The sequence below is a fragment of the Kistimonas scapharcae genome, from assembly GCF_039540975.1.
Classification (GTDB): domain Bacteria; phylum Pseudomonadota; class Gammaproteobacteria; order Pseudomonadales; family Endozoicomonadaceae; genus Kistimonas; species Kistimonas scapharcae.
The window spans coordinates 75677-97014 of the sequence record NZ_BAABFL010000112.1; the positions used below are offsets into that span (position 1 = coordinate 75677).

Below are 21338 nucleotides of genomic sequence, written 5' to 3' on the forward strand. Positions count from 1 at the left end.
GAAACCTAATCACTGTCGTACAACGATTAACGGGCAACGGTGTTAAACAGCCAGGGGAAACGCGCCTGATGACGCCGCTCAAATTGCCGGATTGAAGCGGACTGTTCCAGCGTCAAGCCAATCTCATCAAGGCCTTTTAACAGACAGTCCTTTCGAAAGGCATCAATACCGAACTCAATCTCACGAACTCCAGGGCGTACAATCACCTCGCGCTCGAGATCAATGGTCAGCGAATAACCATCCTGCTCAGCAGTTTCCCGAAACAACTCATCGACAATATCTTCAAGCAAAACAATGGGTAACAAACCATTCTTGAAGCAGTTGTTGTAGAAAATATCCGCAAAGCTCGGTGCGATCACACAACGAAAACCATAATCATCCAATGCCCAGGGCGCATGCTCACGGGATGAACCACAGCCGAAGTTATGGCGACTCAACAGAATCGACGCATCACGGTAACGGGGTTGATTCAGTACAAAATCCTGGTTCAGTGGACGACCACTGCAATCCTGATCCGGCTGTCCTTCATCAAGATAACGCAATTCATCAAACAGGTTTTTTCCGAACCCGGAGCGGCGGATGGATTTCAGGAACTGCTTGGGAATGATCATGTCCGTATCAACATTGGCACGATCCAGCGGCGCCACGATACCGGCATGTACGGTGAATGCTCTCATGATGCACGCTCCATCAATTCCCTGACATCAACAAAACGCCCTGTCACGGCTGCTGCGGCCGCCATGGCCGGACTGACAAGATGCGTCCGCCCCCCAAACCCCTGGCGCCCTTCAAAATTACGATTGGACGTAGACGCACAATGTTCGCCCGCCCCTAATTTATCTGCATTCATAGCCAGACACATAGAACAACCCGGCTCACGCCACTCCATACCGGCTTCAATGAAAATTTTGTCCAACCCTTCCTGCTCAGCCTGCTCTTTCACCAGACCGGAACCTGGGACAACCAGCGCTTGTTTGACAGATGACGCTACCTTGCGCCCCTCAACGACACGGGCCGCTTCACGCAGATCTTCAATGCGGGAATTGGTACATGAGCCGATGAAGACCCGATCCGGACGAATATCCGAGATATTCATACCAGCCTGAAGCCCCATGTAAGCAAGTGCACGGCGAATACTCTCTGCCCGTGCTTCATCTTTCTCTTGATCAGGATCCGGTACAAAACCGCTGACCGGCGCCACCATCTCGGGCGAAGTCCCCCAGGAGACTTGCGGTTCAATCGCCTCGCCGCGCAGAACCACGACATGATCAAACTCAGCATCAGAATCCGACACCAGTGTCCGCCACCAGTCAACGGCGGCTTTCCACTGATCGCCTTCCGGTGCGTAGGGGCGATGTTTGACGTATTCGATAGTCGTGTCATCCACCGCCACCAGACCGACCCGTGCACCGGCCTCAATGGCCATATTGCAGATGGTCATCCGCCCTTCCATCGACAGACTTTCAATGGCAGAACCGGCAAATTCGATCGCATACCCCGTACCGCCCGCCGTGCCAATCTCGCCGATGATGGCAAGAATCACATCTTTGGCGGTGACCCCAGGCCCCAGTTCGCCATCCACACGAACCAGCATATTTTTCATTTTCTTGGTGACCAGGCATTGGGTAGCCAGCACATGTTCGACTTCGGACGTGCCGATACCGTGTGCCAGCGCAGCAAAGGCACCGTGGGTAGCCGTATGGGAGTCACCGCAGACAAGGGTCATACCCGGCAGCGTCAGGCCCTGCTCAGGCCCGACCACATGAACAATCCCCTGCCGGCGATCCTGCATCTGAAACTCAAGGATGCCAAATTCATCGCAGTTCTCATCCAGTGTCGCCACCTGGATACGGGAAACCGGATCCACGATGCCATCAATACCGGCTTCCCGCTCAGAACGGGTCGTCGGTACATTATGATCTGGTGTCGCGACACTCGCATCCACCCGCCAGGGCTTACGACCTGCCAGTCGCAGCCCCTCAAAGGCCTGTGGCGACGTGACTTCATGCAACAACTGACGATCGATAAAAATCAGCGCGGAGCCATCATCCCGGGTTCGGACCAGATGACTGTCCCAAAGCTTGTCATAGAGCGTTTTGCCGGACACGTTTCAGTCTCCTTCACAGACTTACCCTTACCACTAACAGGCAGGGGTATTTTTGTTCTATTACCGGTCAAGATGTGGAATAGCCAAGATCAACGCAGATGATTGTTATTGCCTTTGCCATCCCGTCACACCTCTGAATGCCTTATGCTGGCAATGTATGGTATCGTCACACATAAAACAAATTCATATTTTTAATGTTTTGAATAACTACAAGGAATAGGAAAGCCTCCGTGGACAGCCAAAACCTCAGAGCATTTCTCGCGGTTGCCGAAAGCGGTTCCTTTTCCGCTGCCGCCCAGGCATTACACCTGACCCAACCTGCGGTCAGCAAGCGAATTGCCACACTGGAAGCGCAGCTCGACTGTAAACTGTTTGACCGAATCAGTCGACAGATTACGCTGACCGAAGCCGGTCAAACATTACTGACCCGCGCGCGCGCCATCCTGAACGCCATTGACGACATCCGCAAGGCACTGGGCAACCTGTCCGGCAAGGTCTCTGGCAGCCTGACAATGGCCACTAGTCATCACATCGGCCTGCACCGGTTACCGGCCGTATTGAAAACCTACAGCAAACGCTACCCGGATGTCCGGCTCGATATTCGCTTTATTGATTCAGAACAAGCTTATACCGCCCTTAACCAGGGCGAGATAGAGCTGGGCATCATTACACTATCCCCGGACAACCAGCCCCCTGTCATAGCACGTCCGCTCTGGCAAGATCCGCTGGCCTTTGTCGTTGCCCCCGAACACCCGTTAACCCGGCAACCCCGTATTCAGCTGCAAGATCTCGGGCGATTCCAGGCAATTTTTCCTGACAACCGGACATTTACCCATCACATTGTGAAGGAGCTGTTCGATCAGGCCGGTTTGGCGCTGGACATTTCCATGTCCACCAATTATCTGGAAACCATAAAAATGATGGTATCGATCGGATTGGCGTGGAGTGTGCTGCCTGAAACCATGCTGGATGAAACCATCGTCCGCCTTCCAGTAAAAGGGGCTGACCTTACCCGAACACTGGGGGTTATTCATCACAGTGAGAGAACGTTGTCGAATGCGGGACGCGCCATGTTGACGCTGCTGGAAGAGTTGGAACAGCCCTGACAGGAATGGCAGGGCTGTCGAATCGGTCAGCGATTACTGCTCAAACGCGCAGGGATGCTTGCCGGTAATATTGGCATAAAAGGCTTTAATGGCTGCCATGTCGGCGTCGATATCGCCGGTAGGCATAAAGGTCGGCCCAAAACCTCCCACCTTACGCTTGAAATCAAGGAAGCCGGATGCAATCGGCACCTTTGCCCCATTCGCGATGTGGTAGAAACCGGTCTTCCACTTCCGCACCTTGGAGCGAGTGCCTTCCGGAGGAATCGCAATAATCAGTTCCCTGTTGCGATTAAAGGCATCAATGGTCGCCTGAACCAGGTTGGTCGAACGACTACGATCAACCGGTATTCCCCCCAACCATTTCATGACCGGCCCCATCGGCCCACGAAACAACGACGCTTTCCCCATCCAGAACACTTTAATCCGAAATACAAAGGCCATGGCAATGGTCAGGGGAAAATCCCAGTTACTGGTATGCGGCGCTGCTATCACCACATACTTGGGCGCATCCGGAAGTGCCCCTTCCATTTTCCAGCCCGTCAGCTTCAGGCCAATTTTCGACATCTGTCGAAATAGCCAGTTAACAACCGGTGTGTCAAAAACAGTATGACGCATCATGATTCCCTGTATAACGGCGGCTTGTCATGCTCACCTTGATCAATGTTTTGTCCCCTTGTGCTCCTGCCAACAGGGAACGGTATGCTGCCAACGCCCTTATATGGCAGGCAACGGTAAGACGTAGCCGTAGATGGCCAGAAAATGGCACACACAACCACCCAGAACAAACAGGTGCCAGATGGCATGATTAAACGGCACCCGCTTCCAGACGTAAAAAATTACCCCCAGGCTGTATACCAGCCCACCGCTGGCCAGCAACCAGATTCCCCCTGCGGGCAGACGCTCTACCAGTTCCCCAATCGCCACCATGGACAACCATCCCATACCCAGGTAGGTCAATAGCGACAGCTTCCGGTAACGGTGCCCAAAGACCAGCTTGAAAGCCAACCCCAGTCCGGCAAGGCTCCAGACAACAGCCATCAATACGATACCGAAAGCCCCTTCCAGGGTTACCAGCAAAAACGGCGTGTAAGTACCGGCAATCAGCAAATAAATGGCGCAGTGGTCAAACAGTTTAAGCCATCGCTTCGCGCCCGGTGCCGGAATCGCATGATAGAGCGTCGATGCCAGGAACAGCAGGATCATGCTGCCACCATAGATGCTAAAACTGGTGACCCTGACCGCATCATCCAGCGCCACAGCCTCATTGACCAGCAATACCAGGGCGACAATACCAAACACCATACCCAGCCCATGGGACAGACTGTTGGCGATCTCCTCCGCCACCGAATAGGGGCTTCGGACTGACTGACAACCTGACATGCTTTCCTCCACTGAGTTTCGGGACAGCGCTTTATAACATGACTGTGCCATGAACTCAGTAAGATTTGCTGAATTTAACGGCTGTTTCCTGTCGATAGCCTATCCTTTTCTTTCGAAACGACGCGCTCTCCCCTCCGGCAAACTTGGTATAAACCCTTAATTACATGGCGACACCACTGGCTACAATCCGCGAATCAAATTCCACGGACCTGGCCATAAGCACCATGAACATCAAACCAGTCCTGTACGTCGCAGGGCTTTTTCTGATGGTACTGGGCATTCTGATGCTGATCCCGGCCCTGCTCACCCTGTCCATGGGTGACATTGGCGCTGGCGCGTTCTTCGAGTCTGCCATCTATACCTTCCTGAGCGGCGGTCTGCTGGCCATGCTGATGCGGTCACGGCATTTCAGCCTGGTCTCCCGGCAAATTTTCCTGCTAACCAATGTGAGCTGGATTCTGGTCAGTGCGTTTGCAGCCCTGCCCTTTGTCCTGGTTGAAGACATGTCCTACACGGACGCGTTCTTTGAAACCATGTCCGGCATCACGACAACAGGCTCAACGGTGATGAGCCACCTGGCCACTGTCAACGGCGGCATCCTGCTCTGGCGCTCTATCCTGCAGTGGCTGGGGGGGATTGGCTTTATTGTGATGGCGGTCGCGATCCTGCCATTTCTGAAAGTTGGTGGTATGCGTCTGTTCCAGAGCGAATCCTCGGACTGGTCAGAGAAAGCCCTTCCGCGCTCTGGCTCGATCGCCAAACGCATCGTCCTGGTTTACAGCATTATTACCATTCTCTGCATGGTGGGTTACCTGCTGTCCGGGATGAACCTGTTTGACGCTGCCAACCATGCCATGACCACGGTATCCACCGGTGGTTACTCCACCAGCGATGCCTCCATGGGGCATTTCAGCAACCCATGGGTACACTGGAACGCGACGCTTTTCATGATACTCGGCAGTCTGCCATTCGTACTCTTCGTTAGGTTTCTGCGTGGAGACCGGGCATCATTGCTTCGTGACAGTCAGGTGCAGGCGTTTATTGGCTTCCTGATCATGATCTGGATGTTATTCAGTACGTGGCTCTGGCTCAATTCCAGCTATGACTGGTTTGAGTCACTGACGCTGGTTGCGTTCAATACCACCTCCGTTGTCACAACCACAGGGTATGCGCTGACGGACTACAGCCTCTGGGGAGGCTTCGCCATCAGTCTGTTCTTCTTCCTGACCTTCGTAGGCGGTTGTTCGGGTTCCACCGCGGGTGGTATCAAAATTTTCCGTTTCCAGATCGGGTTCAAGCTGCTTCATATCCAGCTGAAACAGCTCAATCACCCGAGGGCTTTCCTTGTCCAGTCCTACAACGGCATTGAAATCACCAACGATATCCTCCGTTCCCTGGTGGCTTTCAGTTCGTTCTTTGGCCTGCTGGTTGCGTTGCTGACGATCGGCCTCAGCCTGCTGGGCCTGGATTTCGTCACCAGCCTGAGTGGCGCAGTCACTGCCATTGCCAATGTGGGCCCAGGCTTTGGCGATGTAATAGGCCCTGCCGGCAATTTCGCGACGTTGCCCGCCATGGCCAAGTGGCTGCTCTGTGTCGGCATGTTGATGGGACGCCTGGAAGTCATAACCGTTTTGGTTATGTTCCTGCCCTCCTTCTGGCGCAACTGATGAGCGGGACGATACAATCGCTCATCATCCAGCCTATGCAGGACTCCCTTTGTGGCGCTAGCGGACAGCTTTGACACCCTAATTAACAATCTGATAGACCAGGCTCGTCTCTCAAGACAACGACGGGCACTGGTTTTATCGGGCAGTCACACGTGGTGCCTGAAACAGGGCATGGCAGCCATAAGCCGCTTTGACGAACCACTCTGGATCAGTAATTCAACAAGCCCAAGCAATACAACACATTTTAAACCCAACCAGACCCGACAACTGCTGGGTACCGAAGGTAATGCTGTTGTCATTGATGCCCATAGCGGTTTTAACCCCAATGCACTGGGGGCAGCCTCCGGGATTATTCGCGCAGGCGGTTTGCTAGTACTGCTTTGCCCACCACTGACGCATTGGCACAAGCATAACGATCCGGAGTACAGCGCCATTCTCAGCTATGGCTGCACACCGGAAGTCATCCAGGGTCATTTTCTAGCCAGAATGGCTAGACTCATCAAAACATCCCCACACACCGTTACGGTTCAGGAAGGCCTCCCCCTTCCCTCACTGGATGTTTCAGAAACCATCACAACTGACAATGTTTGTGATGACGGCATCTGCCGAACATATGACCAGAAAAATGCCGTTGACGCGATAGTCCGTGTTGCCACCGGACATCGACGCCGCCCTCTGGTCATCACCGCAGACCGGGGGCGCGGTAAATCAGCCTCTCTCGGCATTGCCGCAGCGCAGGTGTTGCGACAAGGAACCGGCCCACTGGTGGTCACGGCCCCTCAGCCCGACGCAGTGAAATCGCTGTTTGATCAAGCAGCCAGACTCCTGCCCGATGCTGACATCAGAAAAAACCAGATTCTGTACAATGGGATAGCCCTTCATTTTTTAGCACCAGACGACCTGGCCCAGCATCATCATGATGCGGCACTGGTCATGGTGGATGAAGCTGCGGCCATTCCAACGCCCCTGCTGAGCAAGTTATTGCAACAACATTCACGCATCGTTTTCTCATCCACTATTCACGGTTACGAAGGTAGCGGCCGGGGATTTGCTATTCGATTCAGGGAGACCCTCGACCGGATAACCCCCAAATGGCGTCATCTTACGTTGAGCACACCGATTCGCTGGGCAAATAGCGATCCGGTTGAAGCGCTCACTTTCAAGCTACTGCAACTGAATGCTTCACCTGCCTCGGAAGCCATGATAGCTGACAGCAATAATGGCCAGAATCGCATCGTAAAACTGTCGCAAGCCCAGCTGGCCGAGGATGAGTCGCTACTGAATGAACTGTTCGGTCTGCTTGTTACTGCCCATTATCAGACGACACCTCGCGACCTGCAGATGCTGATGGATAATCCCGATCTATCCATTTACGCACTCTATCGTGGCACGCATATCGCGGGCACCGTATTGAGTGTGTCGGAAGGCGGGTTCAGCAAGGCGCTGGCTCAAGCTATCTGGCTAGGCGAACGACGCCTTCGCGGCCACCTGATCCCCCAATCCCTTGCCAACCATGCCGGGATTGCGGAAGCCGCCGAGCTAACAGGTGAGCGGATCATGCGAATCGCCATCCACCCCTCACTACGCCGCCAAGGCTTGGGTCAGCGACTTCTGGAAACAGTTATAGCTGACTGCCAAAAAAAGAATCGGGATTTCATTGCCAGCAGCTTTGGCGCCACTCCAGAACTCCTGAACTTTTGGCAGGCCTCGGGACTTACGCCACTTCGACTTGGCTCAACACGCGATACAGCCAGCGGTGAGCATTCCGCGTTGGTCATGCTACCCCTGTCTGAAACTGCATCCAACTTACATACCCTTGCAAGAAAGCGGTTTATTCAACAATTGCCCTTATTAATGAGCGATTCGCTCAGAGATATTGACGCGCCACTGGCAGCCGCACTGTTCAGTGAAACACCTCACTCGCCAGCGATGGAATGTGGTCATTTAACAGAACAAGATTGGATGGACAGTGTTTCTTTTGCCTGCAGCAATCGCACTTATGACGGGTGTGTTCTGGCAATAGAAAAAATGCTGCTCAAAGCACTGCAGAAGAAGCCAGCACTCATCGCGTCTGAAGCAATGACCCTATTGGTACGGAAAGTCCTACAAAAATACAGCTGGCAAGAGGTTGCAACCCAGTGCCAGCTATCGGGAGAGAAGGCCGTTGTTGCCCTGCTTCGTCGGGCTACCGGGCAACTGATAGAGCTCCACCTGCCAGAATGCCCAACACCCGTACAGGAAAAACTACAACCATTACTAAACTGACGACCAAGCTAGCAATTAAGATACAGCCCCAGCAATCACCGGAGTCGACACAGACACATCACTGTTCTGGGCTCGGTGCCGTAGCAGGTGATCCATCAACACAATGGACATCATTGCCTCTGCTATCGGTGTTGCCCGTACCCCGACACAAGGGTCATGTCGCCCTTTGGTGACCACTTCGACAGGGTTGCCCTCCACGTCAATGCTGCGTCCAGGCACCAGCAGGCTGGAAGTTGGCTTAAGCGCAATATGAGCCACAATATCCTGGCCCGTCGTAATTCCGCCCAGTATGCCGCCCGCATGGTTTGACAGAAAGCCCTCTGGTGTCATTTCATCGCGATGTTCAGTACCCTTCTGCTCCACACAGCCAAAGCCCGCACCAATTTCGACGCCTTTGACAGCATTAATACTCATTAACGCGTGGGCAAGATCGGCATCCAGACGATCAAATACCGGCTCACCCAGCCCGGGCATCAGTCCGGTTGCAGTGACGGTGATTCGAGCACCAATGGAATTACCTTCTTTTCTCAAAGAATTGATATAATCTGCCATCTCCGCCGCCTTGACCGCATCCGGACAGAAAAACGGATTACGATCCACCTCATTCCAATCAAACGTCTCTGCCTTGATTGGCCCCATCTGTGAAAGATAGCCTCGGACGGTAATCCCCTGCGCCAGCAAAAACTGCCGCGCAATCGCACCTGCGGCCACACGCATCGCGGTTTCCCGTGCAGAAGACCGTCCACCACCACGATAATCCCGGATACCGTACTTGTGCCAGTAACCATAATCAGCATGGGCGGGACGAAAACGATCCTTGATCTCGGAATAGTCTTTGGAACGCTGATCCGTATTTTCAATCAACAAACCAATCGGTGTCCCCGTGGTCACTCCATCAAACACGCCGGACAGGATACGCACAGCATCAGGTTCGCGCCGCTGGGTGGTATAACGGGACGTGCCGGGCTTTCGACGATCAAGATCCTGTTGCAGCATGCCCTCGTCCAGCGGAATGCCCGGCGGGCAGCCGTCAACAATACACCCAAGACCGGGACCGTGGCTCTCACCGAACGTAGTCACAGTGAACAGTTTTCCGATGGTATTACCTGCCATGATACTCCACTGCCGTTTATTGCAGGGTAATGGCTCAAGCCATCACCCTCGGTTCTTGTTGATACCGGCATTATACCGGGTTTTCAGTGGCTGTCGCCGAATTGGTCACGATAACGACGGCACTCTTGCGCTGTCAGCACAAAGACACCGTGGCCGCCATGCTCAAACTCAACCCAGGTAAACGGTACATCCGGGTAGGCATCCTGAAGAGCCCACTCGCTGTTGCCCACTTCCACCACCAGCAGACCATTGTCATCCAGGAAATCTGCCGCGTTAGTCAGGATATTGCGCGCAAAATCCAGCCCGTCATTACCCGCTTCCAGACCCAGGGCAGGCTCATGCAGGTATTCATCCGGCAAATCTGCCATATCTTCAGCATCCACATACGGCGGATTACTGACAATCAACTGGTAGCGGGGTCGGTCTTCCATGGATTTCAGGGACAGGAACATATCTGACTGAATGGTTCTGACACGATCCCACAACTCAAACCGGTCAACATTGATATGGGCGACTTCCAGCGCATCCTCAGAGATATCAATCAGATCCACCTGTGCCTCAGGAAAAGCCTGCGAGCAAGCGATACCAATACAACCGGAACCGCAGCAGAGATCCAGCACCCGATCAACGGTCTGCCCACCAAGCCAAGGTTCAAACCCTTTTTCAATCAATTCCGCAATAGGCGAACGAGGAACCAACACCCGCTCGTCCACATAAAACGGCATGCCATAGAACCAGGCTTGATTGAGCAAGTAAGCCGTCGGAATATGCTCCCTGATGCGACGCTGCACCAAGGTGGTCAGTTGCTGTCTCTCACTGTCGGTCAGACGGCTATCAAAATAGACAGGATCATAATCCCAGGGCAGGTTTAACGCCTGCAAAACCAGGTGCCGTGCTTCATCCCAGCTGTTATCCGTACCGTGGCCGTAAAATAATGACGGATCTTCATTGAAACGACTGTATGTCCATCGCAACCAGTCACGAATGGTTAGCAGGCCGGACGTATCATTGAGCAAATCTGACACCATGACTCCTACAACGGTTCAGTTTAGAATGCGCGATTATATCCCACTCTGCCCGGGAAAGAGCCGGTTTCTGAACTATTTAGCCAGTGTCGTTTCAAACGACGTGATAGCCTGAACTGTGTCACTCCCAATAGCCAATGGAACCAGCAATGGGCGACGACGCCAATCACAACGCCAGCACCGACGACGAAAATCGGCTGTTTCAGCAGGAAATGGCTGGGGTAAAGCCGCTGCGTCAACATCAGGCCCAGACTTCAGGTAAGTCGGATACGATTCCGGAATTCACCAAGGCACTGCGCCGACGATCGGCTGCAACGGATTATACGCCGCCCGCCGATGGCCTTTCGGATACCCACATTGAGCCGATCGAACCCGAGCAACCCATTGAATACCTGAAAGCTGGCCTACAGAATAGCCGCTTCAAGCAATTAAAACAGGGGCATTTCCCTGTCGACTACAACCTGGATCTGCATGGCTGCACCATCGAAGAGGCCCGTAACCTGCTGACCCGTTTTCTGGCCTTCTGCCAGGATCAGCACTACAGCTGTGTACGAGTCATTCATGGCAAGTCCCATCGTAGCTTCGGGCAGCAGGATACAATGAAGAGTTATGTGAACCAGTGGTTAAGACAAATCAATGCGGTTCAGGCTTTTTGCTCCTGCCTGCCCAGGGATGGCGGTCGTGGGGCGGTTTATGTCTTACTGAAAACACGGCGTTGAATACTGCGCTGGCAAGCAGCACTTATTCCTTTGTCTGGCTGGAGTCCGGCGCCACATCACCTTGGTCTGAAGTACTTTCTTCATCTTCTTCCGGCGTAACAGCGAACTGCGGATGCTGATCCAGTAACGAAGCCGCCTGTAAACGCCCGACCTGAATCAAGTCTTCAGCCCGGTGGAACTCATAAAAACGACACTGCCGGGCAGATACCGGAATCAGAATATCTGCGGAATAAGCCGCCATCTGGTGGCGGGTCAAGACTTCCTGCATGATTTCCAGGGACTGGTTCACGATATCCAGCATGCCGGTTTTGCCTGACGCCAGTTCAACGGTTCGCTGCACGGATTCATCGGCGTTATCGTCTGAGCCACTTTTTCTGAGCTTTCTGAACCAGCGCTCGACTATGCGTTGCTCCTTGGCTGCAGGCACAGGGTCACAGGCAATCTGCAAGGGAGCAATATCCGCATTAAGATCGACGGCAATGATCAGATCAGTATGTGCTGAGACGGTTGGCGCAATTGGGATAGGATTCAGAACCCCGCCATCAACCAGAAGTCGGCCGTTGTATTCAACAGGTGTAAACAGACTGGGAATGGCAATGGACGCCCTGATCGCCTGCAGGAGATCGCCTTCCTGGAACCAGATTTCCTTGCGGGCATTCAGATCGGTTGCAACGGCAGTATACGGAATGGGCAAATCTTCTATCAGACAGTCACCAACCATGCTGCTCATCGCTTCAAGGACTCGACCTCCCCTGAACACACCGGGAGAGCGAAAGGATAGATCCAGCAACCGAATCACATCCAGGTATTTCAACTCCATCACCCACTCTCTGTAGGCTTCTAGTCTGCCGGCTGCATAGAGACCGCCCACCAGCGCCCCCATGGAGCACCCAGCAATAGCTGAAATCTGATAGCCTCTGGCTAGGAGCTCATCAATCACCCCGATGTGGGCGTAGCCCCTGGCACCGCCACTGCCAAGAACCAGTGATACCGTTTTGGCCATGATTTTTCTCCCTGTCCCTTATAAGCCTAGGTGATGTCAGGGAAATATCAGACCATGAAAGCTGTTCATAGACGCCTTTTAATGCGATTCGATAACCATGATACGAACGAAAGGCATTGCATCATCCACCTTTTCCTGTAACAAAGGCCCTGTGCCAATAACAGAGAGTCGCGATTCAGCCACATTTTCTTCGATTAAGCGCTCTTTCAGTGCCTGGGCATATTGTCTGGAGCGTTCAATTTGCTGATCCGGCTTGAGTTCAGGCACAAACGGGACAGAACCCGCCAATACCACTTGTGTCGTACTGTCATTCTGAATTTGCGCCAGTATTTTGTCGAAATCCTGCTGTACAATCGTTCCAGCCCCTGGCTGCACAACAGCATCCCAGTATTGCGCCATACCAGACGCTTTCAAACCATTCTCAGAACCGGGAACTGTGGGAAGTGCGCCCTCAACAACCAACTGATCGACCATAGCATAAACGCGCTTGTTGCCACGCCGAACCGTATACAACACATAATATTCAGTCTGATTTTCAACAGTACGCGCGCCAAGCAAGTAAAACTGATCCTTATCCAAACCGTACAAGTTTGCTTCCTCGAAAACTTTATTGGCCCAAAGATTACTGGGACCACAATGACGACCATCACACTGGTAAAGGGTTTTCACGCCGAGTTTATCCAGCCGATCAGAAAAATAGCGAAAACCGGCATCGCTGCCATGCCCGTCCGGCATCTGATAGATGACTCTGCGCCACGCACCATCAAGCCGCCGCTCTTCATCCGCACGCACAACACCATTCACTTTCTTTATGGTACTGGCCACCAGCGGGTAATTGACCTTTTCCCCTTCGCCATAACGAACAATGTCCGCGTTAGGATATCGATCAATGCCCGGTAAATCAGTCGAACCTGGTATACTGGAGGAATATGCACTGCCCCAGAGAGAAAGCAGACAGAGAGAAAACAGGATCCTTTGCATTGTCGTCAACTACCCGGTGCAGGTTGAATGAGAATTGCAGTTTATCAGTTGCTCACCAAATCAGCCCGCCAAAACCTTCGTCCTACTTCAATAAATAACCCATCCTGTATTTCACTTTCAAAACCACGCTCTAACACGCTCAACAAAGGGCAACAACGATCCCACAATCCAAAGTCTTGTACGAAGACCTGCACTGGTGGTATAGCCGGTTGTGATGAATCGCACCCTGCCATCCATGACCACCACGAATGAGGGGACCGTCGTCACGCCCCACTCCCGACTGATGACGCCCGTCGTATCATTGAGAACGGGAAAATCAAGCTCCCGGGCTTGCATATACTGCTTAAGCCACTCCTTGTTCCCGGAGCTCATGGTCACTGAGACGACCTCATAGTCATTCGCAACCTTCTGTACCGCAGAATTGATCGCACGACACTCCATACACCAGTTGGCCCAGAAATACAGCAAGACGGGCTGTTTGTGGCTGATCGATAGTAAATCGACATAGCCACCATCAATCAGGCGTCCAGAAACGGCAGGCGCCTGTTCCTTTGGCATACTCCGCTGGGCAAAGTAGCCCTGTACCGTGAGTACCATAACAACCATAAGGACACCGAACAGAATAGGTTCCAGAATCTTGCGACCATCTATGAAGGAAAACATCGACACTCCCTGTCGTTTGCATGGGATTTGAGTAAAAGCCATGCCGTTTCAATACGCAGCCAATAGCTTAAGTATTAGCTTGATTATGGCGTGATGCTATTGGCGATGCTTTCAACAATGGACAATCCGGAACGATGCTCACATGTACACATATAAAAAGCTTTTTATTGTACATTTTATATATACTGCCTAATATTTAGACATGCTCACTACAACAATGTGGATATAAGTCATACACAGGATAAAAACGCCTAACAGCTTGGAGATTTACTATGATAATCAAAGAGTTAAAACTGCTTATACGTGAAAATCCGGGCGCAGCAGTCAACCTGGTGACCAATGAAGGCGATATTTATCTATGCCAGATTATGAAAGGTGAACACCAGTATTTTCTGACAGAACAAGACTCAACCTCTCCCATCATATTTCACAGTATCAGTGAGGCCACTGATTATCTGGGCAAGATAAAGCGGCCCATCAATCTGATACAACACAGCGCGTATGATGAAATGGTCGGAAACCAGTCTGCTGAAGAGACCTATTCGTCAATTCAGGTTCGCTGATCATTGTCAACATACTGAAAAGCACGCAAAAGCATCCTCATTGGCGCGTAAAACTGCGTACAATACCCCTATCAGAAACAAAAAAATCAAGGATCCACATGGATTTTCTTCGCTACGAAATACCACTCCTGAATGGTAAGTCTCAACTCCTGTCAGCTTACAGCAACCATGTCATTCTGGTCGTCAACACTGCAAGTAAGTGTGGTTTCACGACACAATATCAAGGGTTGGAAGCACTTTATCAGAAATATCAGGACCAGGGACTGGTTATTATTGGCTTCCCCTGCAACCAGTTTGGCCATCAGGAACCCGGTAATAACGATGAAATTGCCAGCTTCTGTGAAAAGAACTACGGTGTCAGTTTCCCCATGTTTTCCAAGGTGGATGTCAATGGAGAGAATGCCCATCCACTGTTCAAAGAACTCAAAAGTGCCGCACCAGGCGTATTAGGATCTGAAGCAATCAAATGGAATTTCACCAAATTCCTGATTTATCCCGATCAGTCCAAAGTCATTCGTTATAGCCCAACGACGGCTCCGGAAGATTTGGAACTGGACATCCGCCTTGCACTCAAGAAGATCAAGGCAACTTCAACAGCCTGAGCCAATTGACTGCTCTTAAAAGATCAAACCGGGAATCAACCTGCCAGGTGACTCCCGGTCCAGATTTACACACTGGACAGAAAATCAGCTATCGCCTCCGACACTGCCTCTGCCTGGTCTTCAAGATGAAGATGGTGCCCTCCAGGCAATGTCTTGATGGTAATATGCTCCAGTTCGCCCTGATGGGCTTTAACACCTTCAATCACAACACCTCTTTGAGCAGCAATTAACAGTGCTGGCATGGACAAGCGATTCGTGAAAGCTTGCGCATGTGCATGTGTCAGCCGCAGAGCTGAGGGCAGTGTCAAACGGGCGTCCGTACGCCATGTCCATCCGCCGACACAGGACTCAATACCACGCTCCACTAATATTCGAGCGGCTGCTTCGCTGATCGTCCCAAAACCTCTCAAGCGCGCAGCAACGGCTTCTTCCTGGGAGACAAACACAGATTTATTGCGGCTACGTAGACGAATACGGTGCTTAATCGCCTTGGCCAGCTGCTCAGGCGCCTGATCTACCTCGGTCGGCATAGGCCAGATACCATCTATCAGCATCAAGCGCTCAACACGCTCCGGAAAAGCCCCCGCCGTCAGCACGCTGACAATAGCCCCCATGGAATGCCCCAATAATGAAAAACACTCTAATCCCAGCGCATCCGCAATTTCAATAAGATCGCCGGCATAATCCCAGATCGCATAACTGGCATCGTGGCTGCGATGATCCGATAAACCATGACCCGCCTGATCAATCGCAATAATCCGGTATCCATCAAGCAAAGGCGCAAGACGGCTGAACGTAGCTGCATTGTCGAGCCAGCCATGCAAGGCAAGAATGGCTGGGGCATCATCACGCCCCCACTGGCAGGCCGCAAAGGTCATATCCGGCGTGGTTATGTTGAATTCTTTCACGAGGGTTTGGACACTCCCATGGATTCAGCTAAACGGGTAATCAATTGCGCCGTCTGCTCAGGCTGTTCAAGGGGAAACATATGGCCTCCGGGCACTTTCTGGACACGAACATGACGTCGAAGACGCATCGCCATAATCATATGCGGCATCACCACATCGCTGCGATCACCGTAAACCACGACAGTTGGCACCGGAAACGATTTTACTGCACGAGGCCAACGATCAGGAATACTGCGATAAATGCTGATCTCAATATCTGGATCGAAACCAAGGCGAACCTCAGCCTCTCCATGCTCCATCCCATGATCCACATAATCCGCTAGGCACTCTGGGTCAAAATGCCGAAACAGGGGCTTTTTCTGAAAGTACTCAATGGCCTCTTTCCGACTGCACCAGACGCTACGGCGACCGAGGGTTCGTCCTGCCGGTGTAATTCTGTCGACAGCACCAAGGCGTTTAATCAGACGCACCAGACCGCCCTCCAGGGGAGTCAATAAAGGTGCATCCAGCATGATGACCCCTCGAAAAAGCTCAGGCGCCTGCCATGAGGCAAACAGGCTCAGAACGCCACCGAGCGAGTGCCCGACGGCCAGCACAGGCTCCTTATGCTGGCAACGTATCGCTTCCAGTAGCTCATCAACCAGATGAGGCCAGCTGTCCGTCACCGGAAACAGTGGATCATGTCCATGCTTTTCCAGCCAGCCGACGGAAAAACCCTGTTGCTCAAGGGCTGAAAAAAGCTTTCTGTAAACGGGTGCAGGAAAGCCATTGGCATGGGCAAAGTGAATTGGCAACGTCATAACGCCCTTTTATTTTTTTCAAACAAGCGTTTGATTAAGAATAAGAGAGCATAACGCTGCCGTAAAGGGAAAAAGGGTTCTGATCACAAAGAATCAGTACCCTTTTGTAGGTCAGGCATAAAACAGTAACGGGACAAACGCGGTCAGCAGCAGCGTGACAGCCATCACCAGCAATGGCAGAGCAAAGCGCTCATAGCGCTGCCAGAAGGATCCCGACACGGCCCCGCGATCAACCTCATCATCTCCCACTACCTGGCGGGTCAATAAATGATTCAGCGCAACCGGCGGGCTGAGATACCCCAACTCAAAGGCAATCAGGGTCACCATCCAGAAATGCAGCGGATCAATGCCATTATTAAAGGCAAAATCAGTCAGTGTAATGGTCACAAGAATCACAGCACCATAGGGATCCATAATCATCCCGATCAGCATCAGTATCACCACCAGCAATGCCATAGTCAGCCAAACAGACGACAGATCCTCCGGCAGCATGGACACCGCACCCCCACGGTCAAAGACGCCCCCGAGGCAGATGGACAAAGCCATCAACATCAGCAAGGCCCCGATATGCGTCGATGCCTCACCGGTCGCATGGCGGACCGCGAGCTCGGTATCCTTGACGATATGACCTTCCTGCTCCGGCCTTTCCCGACGGCGCAGCCATTGATCAAGAATCACAACCGCCAGCATGACCGCAGGCAATATCACGGGGGCACTGAACTCATCCAGTGCAGTATTCAGTCCCCAGCGATACCAAAGCACCATCACCGTAATCACCAATGCATAAGGCACCAGTTTTTTTAGGGTGTTCACTGTTTCCGGCCATGCATTGGCTACCGGCGAAACAACCAGCGATGCACGACGGGATACCATTGAAACCACCAGAAATAACGATGCAGACAACAGGAACAACCATAAACCCCAGCCGTATAACTCTCGCGTTGTCACTTCCTTGTTCAGAGCCGCGATGATGACAATCAGCAGACAGGGGTTAAGAATCACCCCCATGCTGCCAGACATCGCGGTTGTCGCCAGCGCAAGCTGACGTTGGGCACCGGCACGTCGTAACTCCTGATAAATCACTGCACCTACCGCAATCACATAAATACCGCTGGCGCCGGTGTAAGCCGTCGGCAACGCAGATATCATAATGGCAAGGAAGGCCAGCATTTCAGGGGGCAGTCGCCAGGGACGGAAGAGATCAAATACGAGACTGGCCATCCGGGTCTGCTTGAGCAGCATGCCAATCCAGACATACAGTCCGACATTGATAAACAGACCGGACAAATCGAGCATCTTGCCCAGATAAATCGTCATTGCTGACAGATGACCGATCAGAATGAAGAAAACACCAGAAATCAGCGCCATCCAACTGTATAAGGGAATACACAACAGGGCATGCCCCATCGAGCCTCCCGGCACCAAACCTGACGGCCGTCGTAAGCATTGCAACAGGCTGATAAGGGTCAACACAGTAAAGCCGATGATCCAGCCCCACTGAATCCAGTATTGCTGAAAGTCAGGCACAATGCCTGACGCATCCTGCATAGACCGGTAAGCCAGCGCAGAAGCCAGCAACAATGCATTCCCTGCCATCTGGGCCAGGCTGGAGACCTGCAAATCCCGTACGGTACGAATCCCCCGCAGGGCAATATGGTCGCGCAACAGGTTGGCGGATGCTGCAGCCACCAGCAGCAAGGTCATCAGGATGTAACGGGTGGCATTCAGCCCCAAGTCACCGATGGCTGCAACCCCTTCTTCAAAGGTTGCATAATACTGAAGCCCATCGGTAACTTGACTCTCGCGAGAAGCATACTCTGCATGACGACGCTGACATTCCGCCAGAGACCGTTCCAGCGAAGCCCTGAGAACGACAGGGTCAGCCGGTTCTTCATCAAACAGGGACAGCTCATCATCAATATCCGCCTGCTGATTCGCCAGTAACTCAGCCAGTTCATGATCAATATTGAGATCAGGCTGACATGCGGGTGCCTGGGCAGGGACTCTCAGCTCGTGATAACCAGGCCAAAGCTCACTGCCGATGGCGAGCAGGCGGGAATGCAGCATGCTACTGCTTTCCAGCACAATGACCAGCAGTAACACCAGCGCAATGGGCAAGGAGGAGAGCCAGTCTGACAGAGTGCGGCTACGACTAACGCTTTCGTACATCGAGGTCTCGCCTTGTTATTATTTCCGTGTCGTTCGATCAGTGGTCAGTTGATCACTCAAGCTTTTCTGAACATTCCGCCTGAACCGGATCGTATTTGCAGCGAACCTTGCGCATAAGTTTCAGCATCCTGCCGTCATAAATCGACTGATCCCGGAGCGCAAGCCTTGCCTCCCGCATAATCTGACGATAGTCGTCAACTTCAGCAGGGTTGGGTTCTACCCAGTACTTGTCGTCAATTTTATCAGTAGCTTTGCCGATGAAAGCGAATGCGCGATCAAAGCTAGTCAGCGCCATTTGCCGGGATTTCTGACCAAAGTCTTCAGGGAAGCGGTCATGACGGATCACCATCTGGAAGGTCAGCTGGATAAAAATATGGTCAACCACGCCACCACCAGGCTCCAGTCCCTTGTACATCTCCAGCGGTTCATAAGCGACAGCCGGTGCAAAAGTGACATCGACACTACCGTTGTTGAACTTACCGGCAAAGTTCGTTGTATTACCACTGACCGGCGTCCCACCGACCTGCCGCACCAGCTGTTGAGAAACTTCATCCCCTTCCATGACGATGATCTTCTTTCCCTGGATTTTGTTGAGGCTGTCCCAGTCCCGATCCCTGACAAACGCATAAATCGCGCCGGCTGGCATAATACCCGCCACTTCGTAAGGGCCATTATGCATCAATTTCGCCGCCTTCGGGCTCATCAGTGTCTGAAGGGTTGTTCTCAGTGTCGTATAGTCAGGCAAAGCCCCCACGGCTTCTACCGTTGAGGTAAAGCGATTGAAGGCGCGCGTCTTGATACCGGTAAACGCAGCAGCATCACACTGCCCCGCTTTCAGCTCATCAACGATGACGCTTTCATCCATAAAGGTTTTCAATTCAAGGTCAACCCCCCAGGACAAGGCTTCCGTCTTGTAATCCTTCATCAGCGCAAGCACATCGCCATTATTTCCGACAGGGTCAAAAATACAGAAGGTATTCTTGGTTAAAGCGGCCTGAACAGAGACCGAGCCAGTCAACACGCATGCGGCGAACAGTGACAACAGTGGCCGACGGATATGATGGGACATGAAAACTATCCTTTACATTATTCTTCTTTTTATCAGCTGCACGACAGATCAAACAAATTTAAAGCAGATCGTTGATGTCAATGGTTTCGACCGTATCCTGCTTGTCATCCCAGAAGCGACCAAATGCGCCTGTCGGAGTTCTCTTACCGGTTGCTGCCGTCCATAATGCATCAGAAATACCCAACATCTGCTCATGGGCCATGGCATCAAGCAATTGATAATCAGGATCAGGTAAACGTCGTTTTTCGGCCTGCGCATGATCGCGAATCAGTTGGCGTACCAGTGCTTCATCACCCACACTGACGGCCGCCATCGCATGAAATATATTTGCCAGCCTTACGCCGCTATCGGCACCGACATCACTGGCCTCCTGCAGGCGGCGCCACGGGTCTTCGCCTTCCGGTACAACACCGGGAATCATCACCCATAGCGTCGCACGAATGGCTTTTGGCACCCCCCACCATGCCTGGCTATCGAGACACTGTGCACTGCGTTCAACACGAGCAGCGATACTCCGTGGAATGCGACCTTCTGTTGACCGGATATCACTATTAACCGCCTGTAAGCCACCAATTAACCCAAGCAACCAGACCAGCTCATCCTGCGAAGATTCCAGTCCCGGACATCCCGCGCCTGGCTCACCATAATATTGACTCAGATGGTGCCAGGCTTGATATTGACGATCAGCGGCGACGGCCCAGGCACGTTTCACCATAATACGGGCATCCTGAGCCTCAATCCTATCATCGCGCAACAGGGCTCGTTGATAACGCAACTCCTGTTCCCGCGCCTGGCTTTCAGCGCACAGAGCGGATGACATATACGACATCACCCCCAATTTACTGGCGCCTCGGTTAAACGTTCCCATGGACATCAAGGCCGGAGTCATGGCATCGCCCATCGCACATCCCATAGCCGGGTCACTGATGGTCATGACATACGGCATCGCAACGTCTTCGGCGTAGGTCTGGGTATATTCTGTTGCAACATTAAAAACCATACTGCTGCAACCGCCTAATAAACCCAGCAATAACAGCAATGAGATTTTTGTCAGAGAGAAGCGAATCGTTTCAGGCCTTGAACTGATATGAGGCATCCAGGACTCCATGGACATTTATTCCCTTAACTCCCGCTTAACGATCTGAAGAAGTAAGGCTAAATTGAATGAAGAGAGCGTCCCCTGTGCTCTTCAGGCAAA

Annotated in this window: 20 protein-coding genes; 6 read left to right on the plus strand and 14 right to left on the minus strand. The window is 52.4% G+C overall.

Annotation, left to right across the window (positions count from 1 at the left end; all coding sequences use genetic code 11):
- Window positions 1-26 precede the first annotated feature (26 nt).
- Together leuD and leuC are read right to left on the minus strand one after the other, a co-directional pair.
- Window positions 27-677: a 3-isopropylmalate dehydratase small subunit gene (gene leuD, locus ABD892_RS06635; RefSeq protein ID WP_345194639.1), complete on the minus strand. Its 651-nt coding sequence runs from the start codon at window positions 675-677 to the stop codon at window positions 27-29.
- Entirely contained in the window at window positions 674-2107 is a 1434-nt protein-coding gene (gene leuC / locus ABD892_RS06640; protein ID WP_345194641.1) for a 3-isopropylmalate dehydratase large subunit, read from the minus strand. Before leuC ends, leuD begins: the two co-directional genes overlap by 4 nt.
- 230 nt (window positions 2108-2337) lie before the next feature.
- Between leuC and ABD892_RS06645 the strand changes: the two genes are divergently transcribed.
- Window positions 2338-3213, plus strand: a complete 876-nt coding sequence (locus ABD892_RS06645; RefSeq protein ID WP_345194642.1) for a LysR family transcriptional regulator — start codon at window positions 2338-2340, stop codon at window positions 3211-3213.
- A gap of 33 nt (window positions 3214-3246) precedes the next feature.
- Here the strand turns inward: ABD892_RS06645 and ABD892_RS06650 are convergent, their stop codons facing one another.
- Window positions 3247-3828: a lysophospholipid acyltransferase family protein gene (locus ABD892_RS06650; RefSeq protein WP_345194643.1), complete on the minus strand. Its 582-nt coding sequence runs from the start codon at window positions 3826-3828 to the stop codon at window positions 3247-3249.
- A 99-nt stretch (window positions 3829-3927) separates the two neighbouring features.
- Entirely contained in the window at window positions 3928-4593 is a 666-nt protein-coding gene (gene trhA / locus ABD892_RS06655) for a PAQR family membrane homeostasis protein TrhA (RefSeq protein ID WP_345194644.1), read from the minus strand.
- A 224-nt stretch (window positions 4594-4817) separates the two neighbouring features.
- On the opposite strand from trhA, the gene ABD892_RS06660 reads away from it, so the two are divergent.
- Together ABD892_RS06660 and ABD892_RS06665 are read left to right on the plus strand one after the other, a co-directional pair.
- On the plus strand, window positions 4818-6260 hold the full coding sequence (locus ABD892_RS06660; protein ID WP_345194645.1) for a TrkH family potassium uptake protein: 1443 nt from the start codon (window positions 4818-4820) through the stop codon (window positions 6258-6260).
- Window positions 6261-6311: 51 nt separating this feature from the next.
- Window positions 6312-8525: a tRNA(Met) cytidine acetyltransferase TmcA gene (locus ABD892_RS06665; RefSeq protein WP_345194646.1), complete on the plus strand. Its 2214-nt coding sequence runs from the start codon at window positions 6312-6314 to the stop codon at window positions 8523-8525.
- Window positions 8526-8540: 15 nt separating this feature from the next.
- Here ABD892_RS06665 and aroC read toward each other — a convergent pair whose 3' ends face one another.
- Window positions 8541-9638 carry a chorismate synthase gene (aroC, locus tag ABD892_RS06670; protein WP_345194647.1) on the minus strand — a complete coding sequence of 366 codons (1098 nt, stop codon included), beginning with the start codon at window positions 9636-9638 and terminating at the stop codon, window positions 8541-8543.
- A gap of 83 nt (window positions 9639-9721) precedes the next feature.
- Complete coding sequence (gene prmB, locus ABD892_RS06675) at window positions 9722-10666, minus strand: 50S ribosomal protein L3 N(5)-glutamine methyltransferase (protein ID WP_425559187.1); 945 nt, start codon at window positions 10664-10666, stop codon at window positions 9722-9724.
- A 146-nt stretch (window positions 10667-10812) separates the two neighbouring features.
- Between prmB and ABD892_RS06680 the strand changes: the two genes are divergently transcribed.
- Entirely contained in the window at window positions 10813-11382 is a 570-nt protein-coding gene (locus ABD892_RS06680) for a Smr/MutS family protein (protein WP_345194649.1), read from the plus strand.
- A gap of 22 nt (window positions 11383-11404) precedes the next feature.
- Here the strand turns inward: ABD892_RS06680 and ABD892_RS06685 are convergent, their stop codons facing one another.
- The 3 genes from ABD892_RS06685 to ABD892_RS06695 all read right to left on the minus strand — a co-directional run bounded on the left by ABD892_RS06685 (window position 11405) and on the right by ABD892_RS06695 (window position 14029).
- Window positions 11405-12385 (minus strand): patatin-like phospholipase family protein, encoded by a 981-nt coding sequence (locus tag ABD892_RS06685; RefSeq protein WP_345194650.1) that lies wholly within the window; start codon window positions 12383-12385, stop codon window positions 11405-11407.
- 78 nt (window positions 12386-12463) lie between these two features.
- Window positions 12464-13366 (minus strand): DUF4892 domain-containing protein, encoded by a 903-nt coding sequence (locus ABD892_RS06690; protein ID WP_345194652.1) that lies wholly within the window; start codon window positions 13364-13366, stop codon window positions 12464-12466.
- A gap of 117 nt (window positions 13367-13483) precedes the next feature.
- Entirely contained in the window at window positions 13484-14029 is a 546-nt protein-coding gene (locus ABD892_RS06695; protein ID WP_345194653.1) for a protein disulfide oxidoreductase, read from the minus strand.
- A 272-nt stretch (window positions 14030-14301) separates the two neighbouring features.
- On the opposite strand from ABD892_RS06695, the gene ABD892_RS06700 reads away from it, so the two are divergent.
- Window positions 14302-14592 (plus strand): DUF6482 family protein, encoded by a 291-nt coding sequence (locus ABD892_RS06700; RefSeq protein ID WP_345194655.1) that lies wholly within the window; start codon window positions 14302-14304, stop codon window positions 14590-14592.
- Between the two features lie 98 nt (window positions 14593-14690).
- Window positions 14691-15194, plus strand: coding sequence for a glutathione peroxidase (locus ABD892_RS06705; protein ID WP_345194656.1), 504 nt, complete (start codon window positions 14691-14693; stop codon window positions 15192-15194).
- Window positions 15195-15259: 65 nt separating this feature from the next.
- On the opposite strand, the gene ABD892_RS06710 is transcribed toward ABD892_RS06705, so the two are convergent.
- The 5 genes from ABD892_RS06710 to ABD892_RS06730 all read right to left on the minus strand — a co-directional run bounded on the left by ABD892_RS06710 (window position 15260) and on the right by ABD892_RS06730 (window position 21236).
- The gene (locus tag ABD892_RS06710) at window positions 15260-16102 is read right to left on the minus strand and encodes an alpha/beta fold hydrolase (RefSeq protein ID WP_345194657.1); all 843 of its coding nucleotides are present in this window, start codon (window positions 16100-16102) and stop codon (window positions 15260-15262) included.
- Window positions 16099-16902 (minus strand): alpha/beta fold hydrolase, encoded by an 804-nt coding sequence (locus ABD892_RS06715; RefSeq protein ID WP_345194658.1) that lies wholly within the window; start codon window positions 16900-16902, stop codon window positions 16099-16101. The genes ABD892_RS06710 and ABD892_RS06715 overlap by 4 nt, the downstream gene beginning before the upstream one ends.
- Window positions 16903-17013: 111 nt before the next feature.
- Window positions 17014-19071, minus strand: a complete 2058-nt coding sequence (locus ABD892_RS06720) for a TRAP transporter large permease subunit (protein WP_345194659.1) — start codon at window positions 19069-19071, stop codon at window positions 17014-17016.
- A gap of 52 nt (window positions 19072-19123) precedes the next feature.
- Window positions 19124-20140, minus strand: coding sequence for a putative solute-binding protein (locus ABD892_RS06725; protein WP_345194660.1), 1017 nt, complete (start codon window positions 20138-20140; stop codon window positions 19124-19126).
- Window positions 20141-20198: 58 nt separating this feature from the next.
- Complete coding sequence (locus tag ABD892_RS06730) at window positions 20199-21236, minus strand: hypothetical protein (RefSeq protein ID WP_345194661.1); 1038 nt, start codon at window positions 21234-21236, stop codon at window positions 20199-20201.
- Window positions 21237-21338 lie beyond the last annotated feature (102 nt).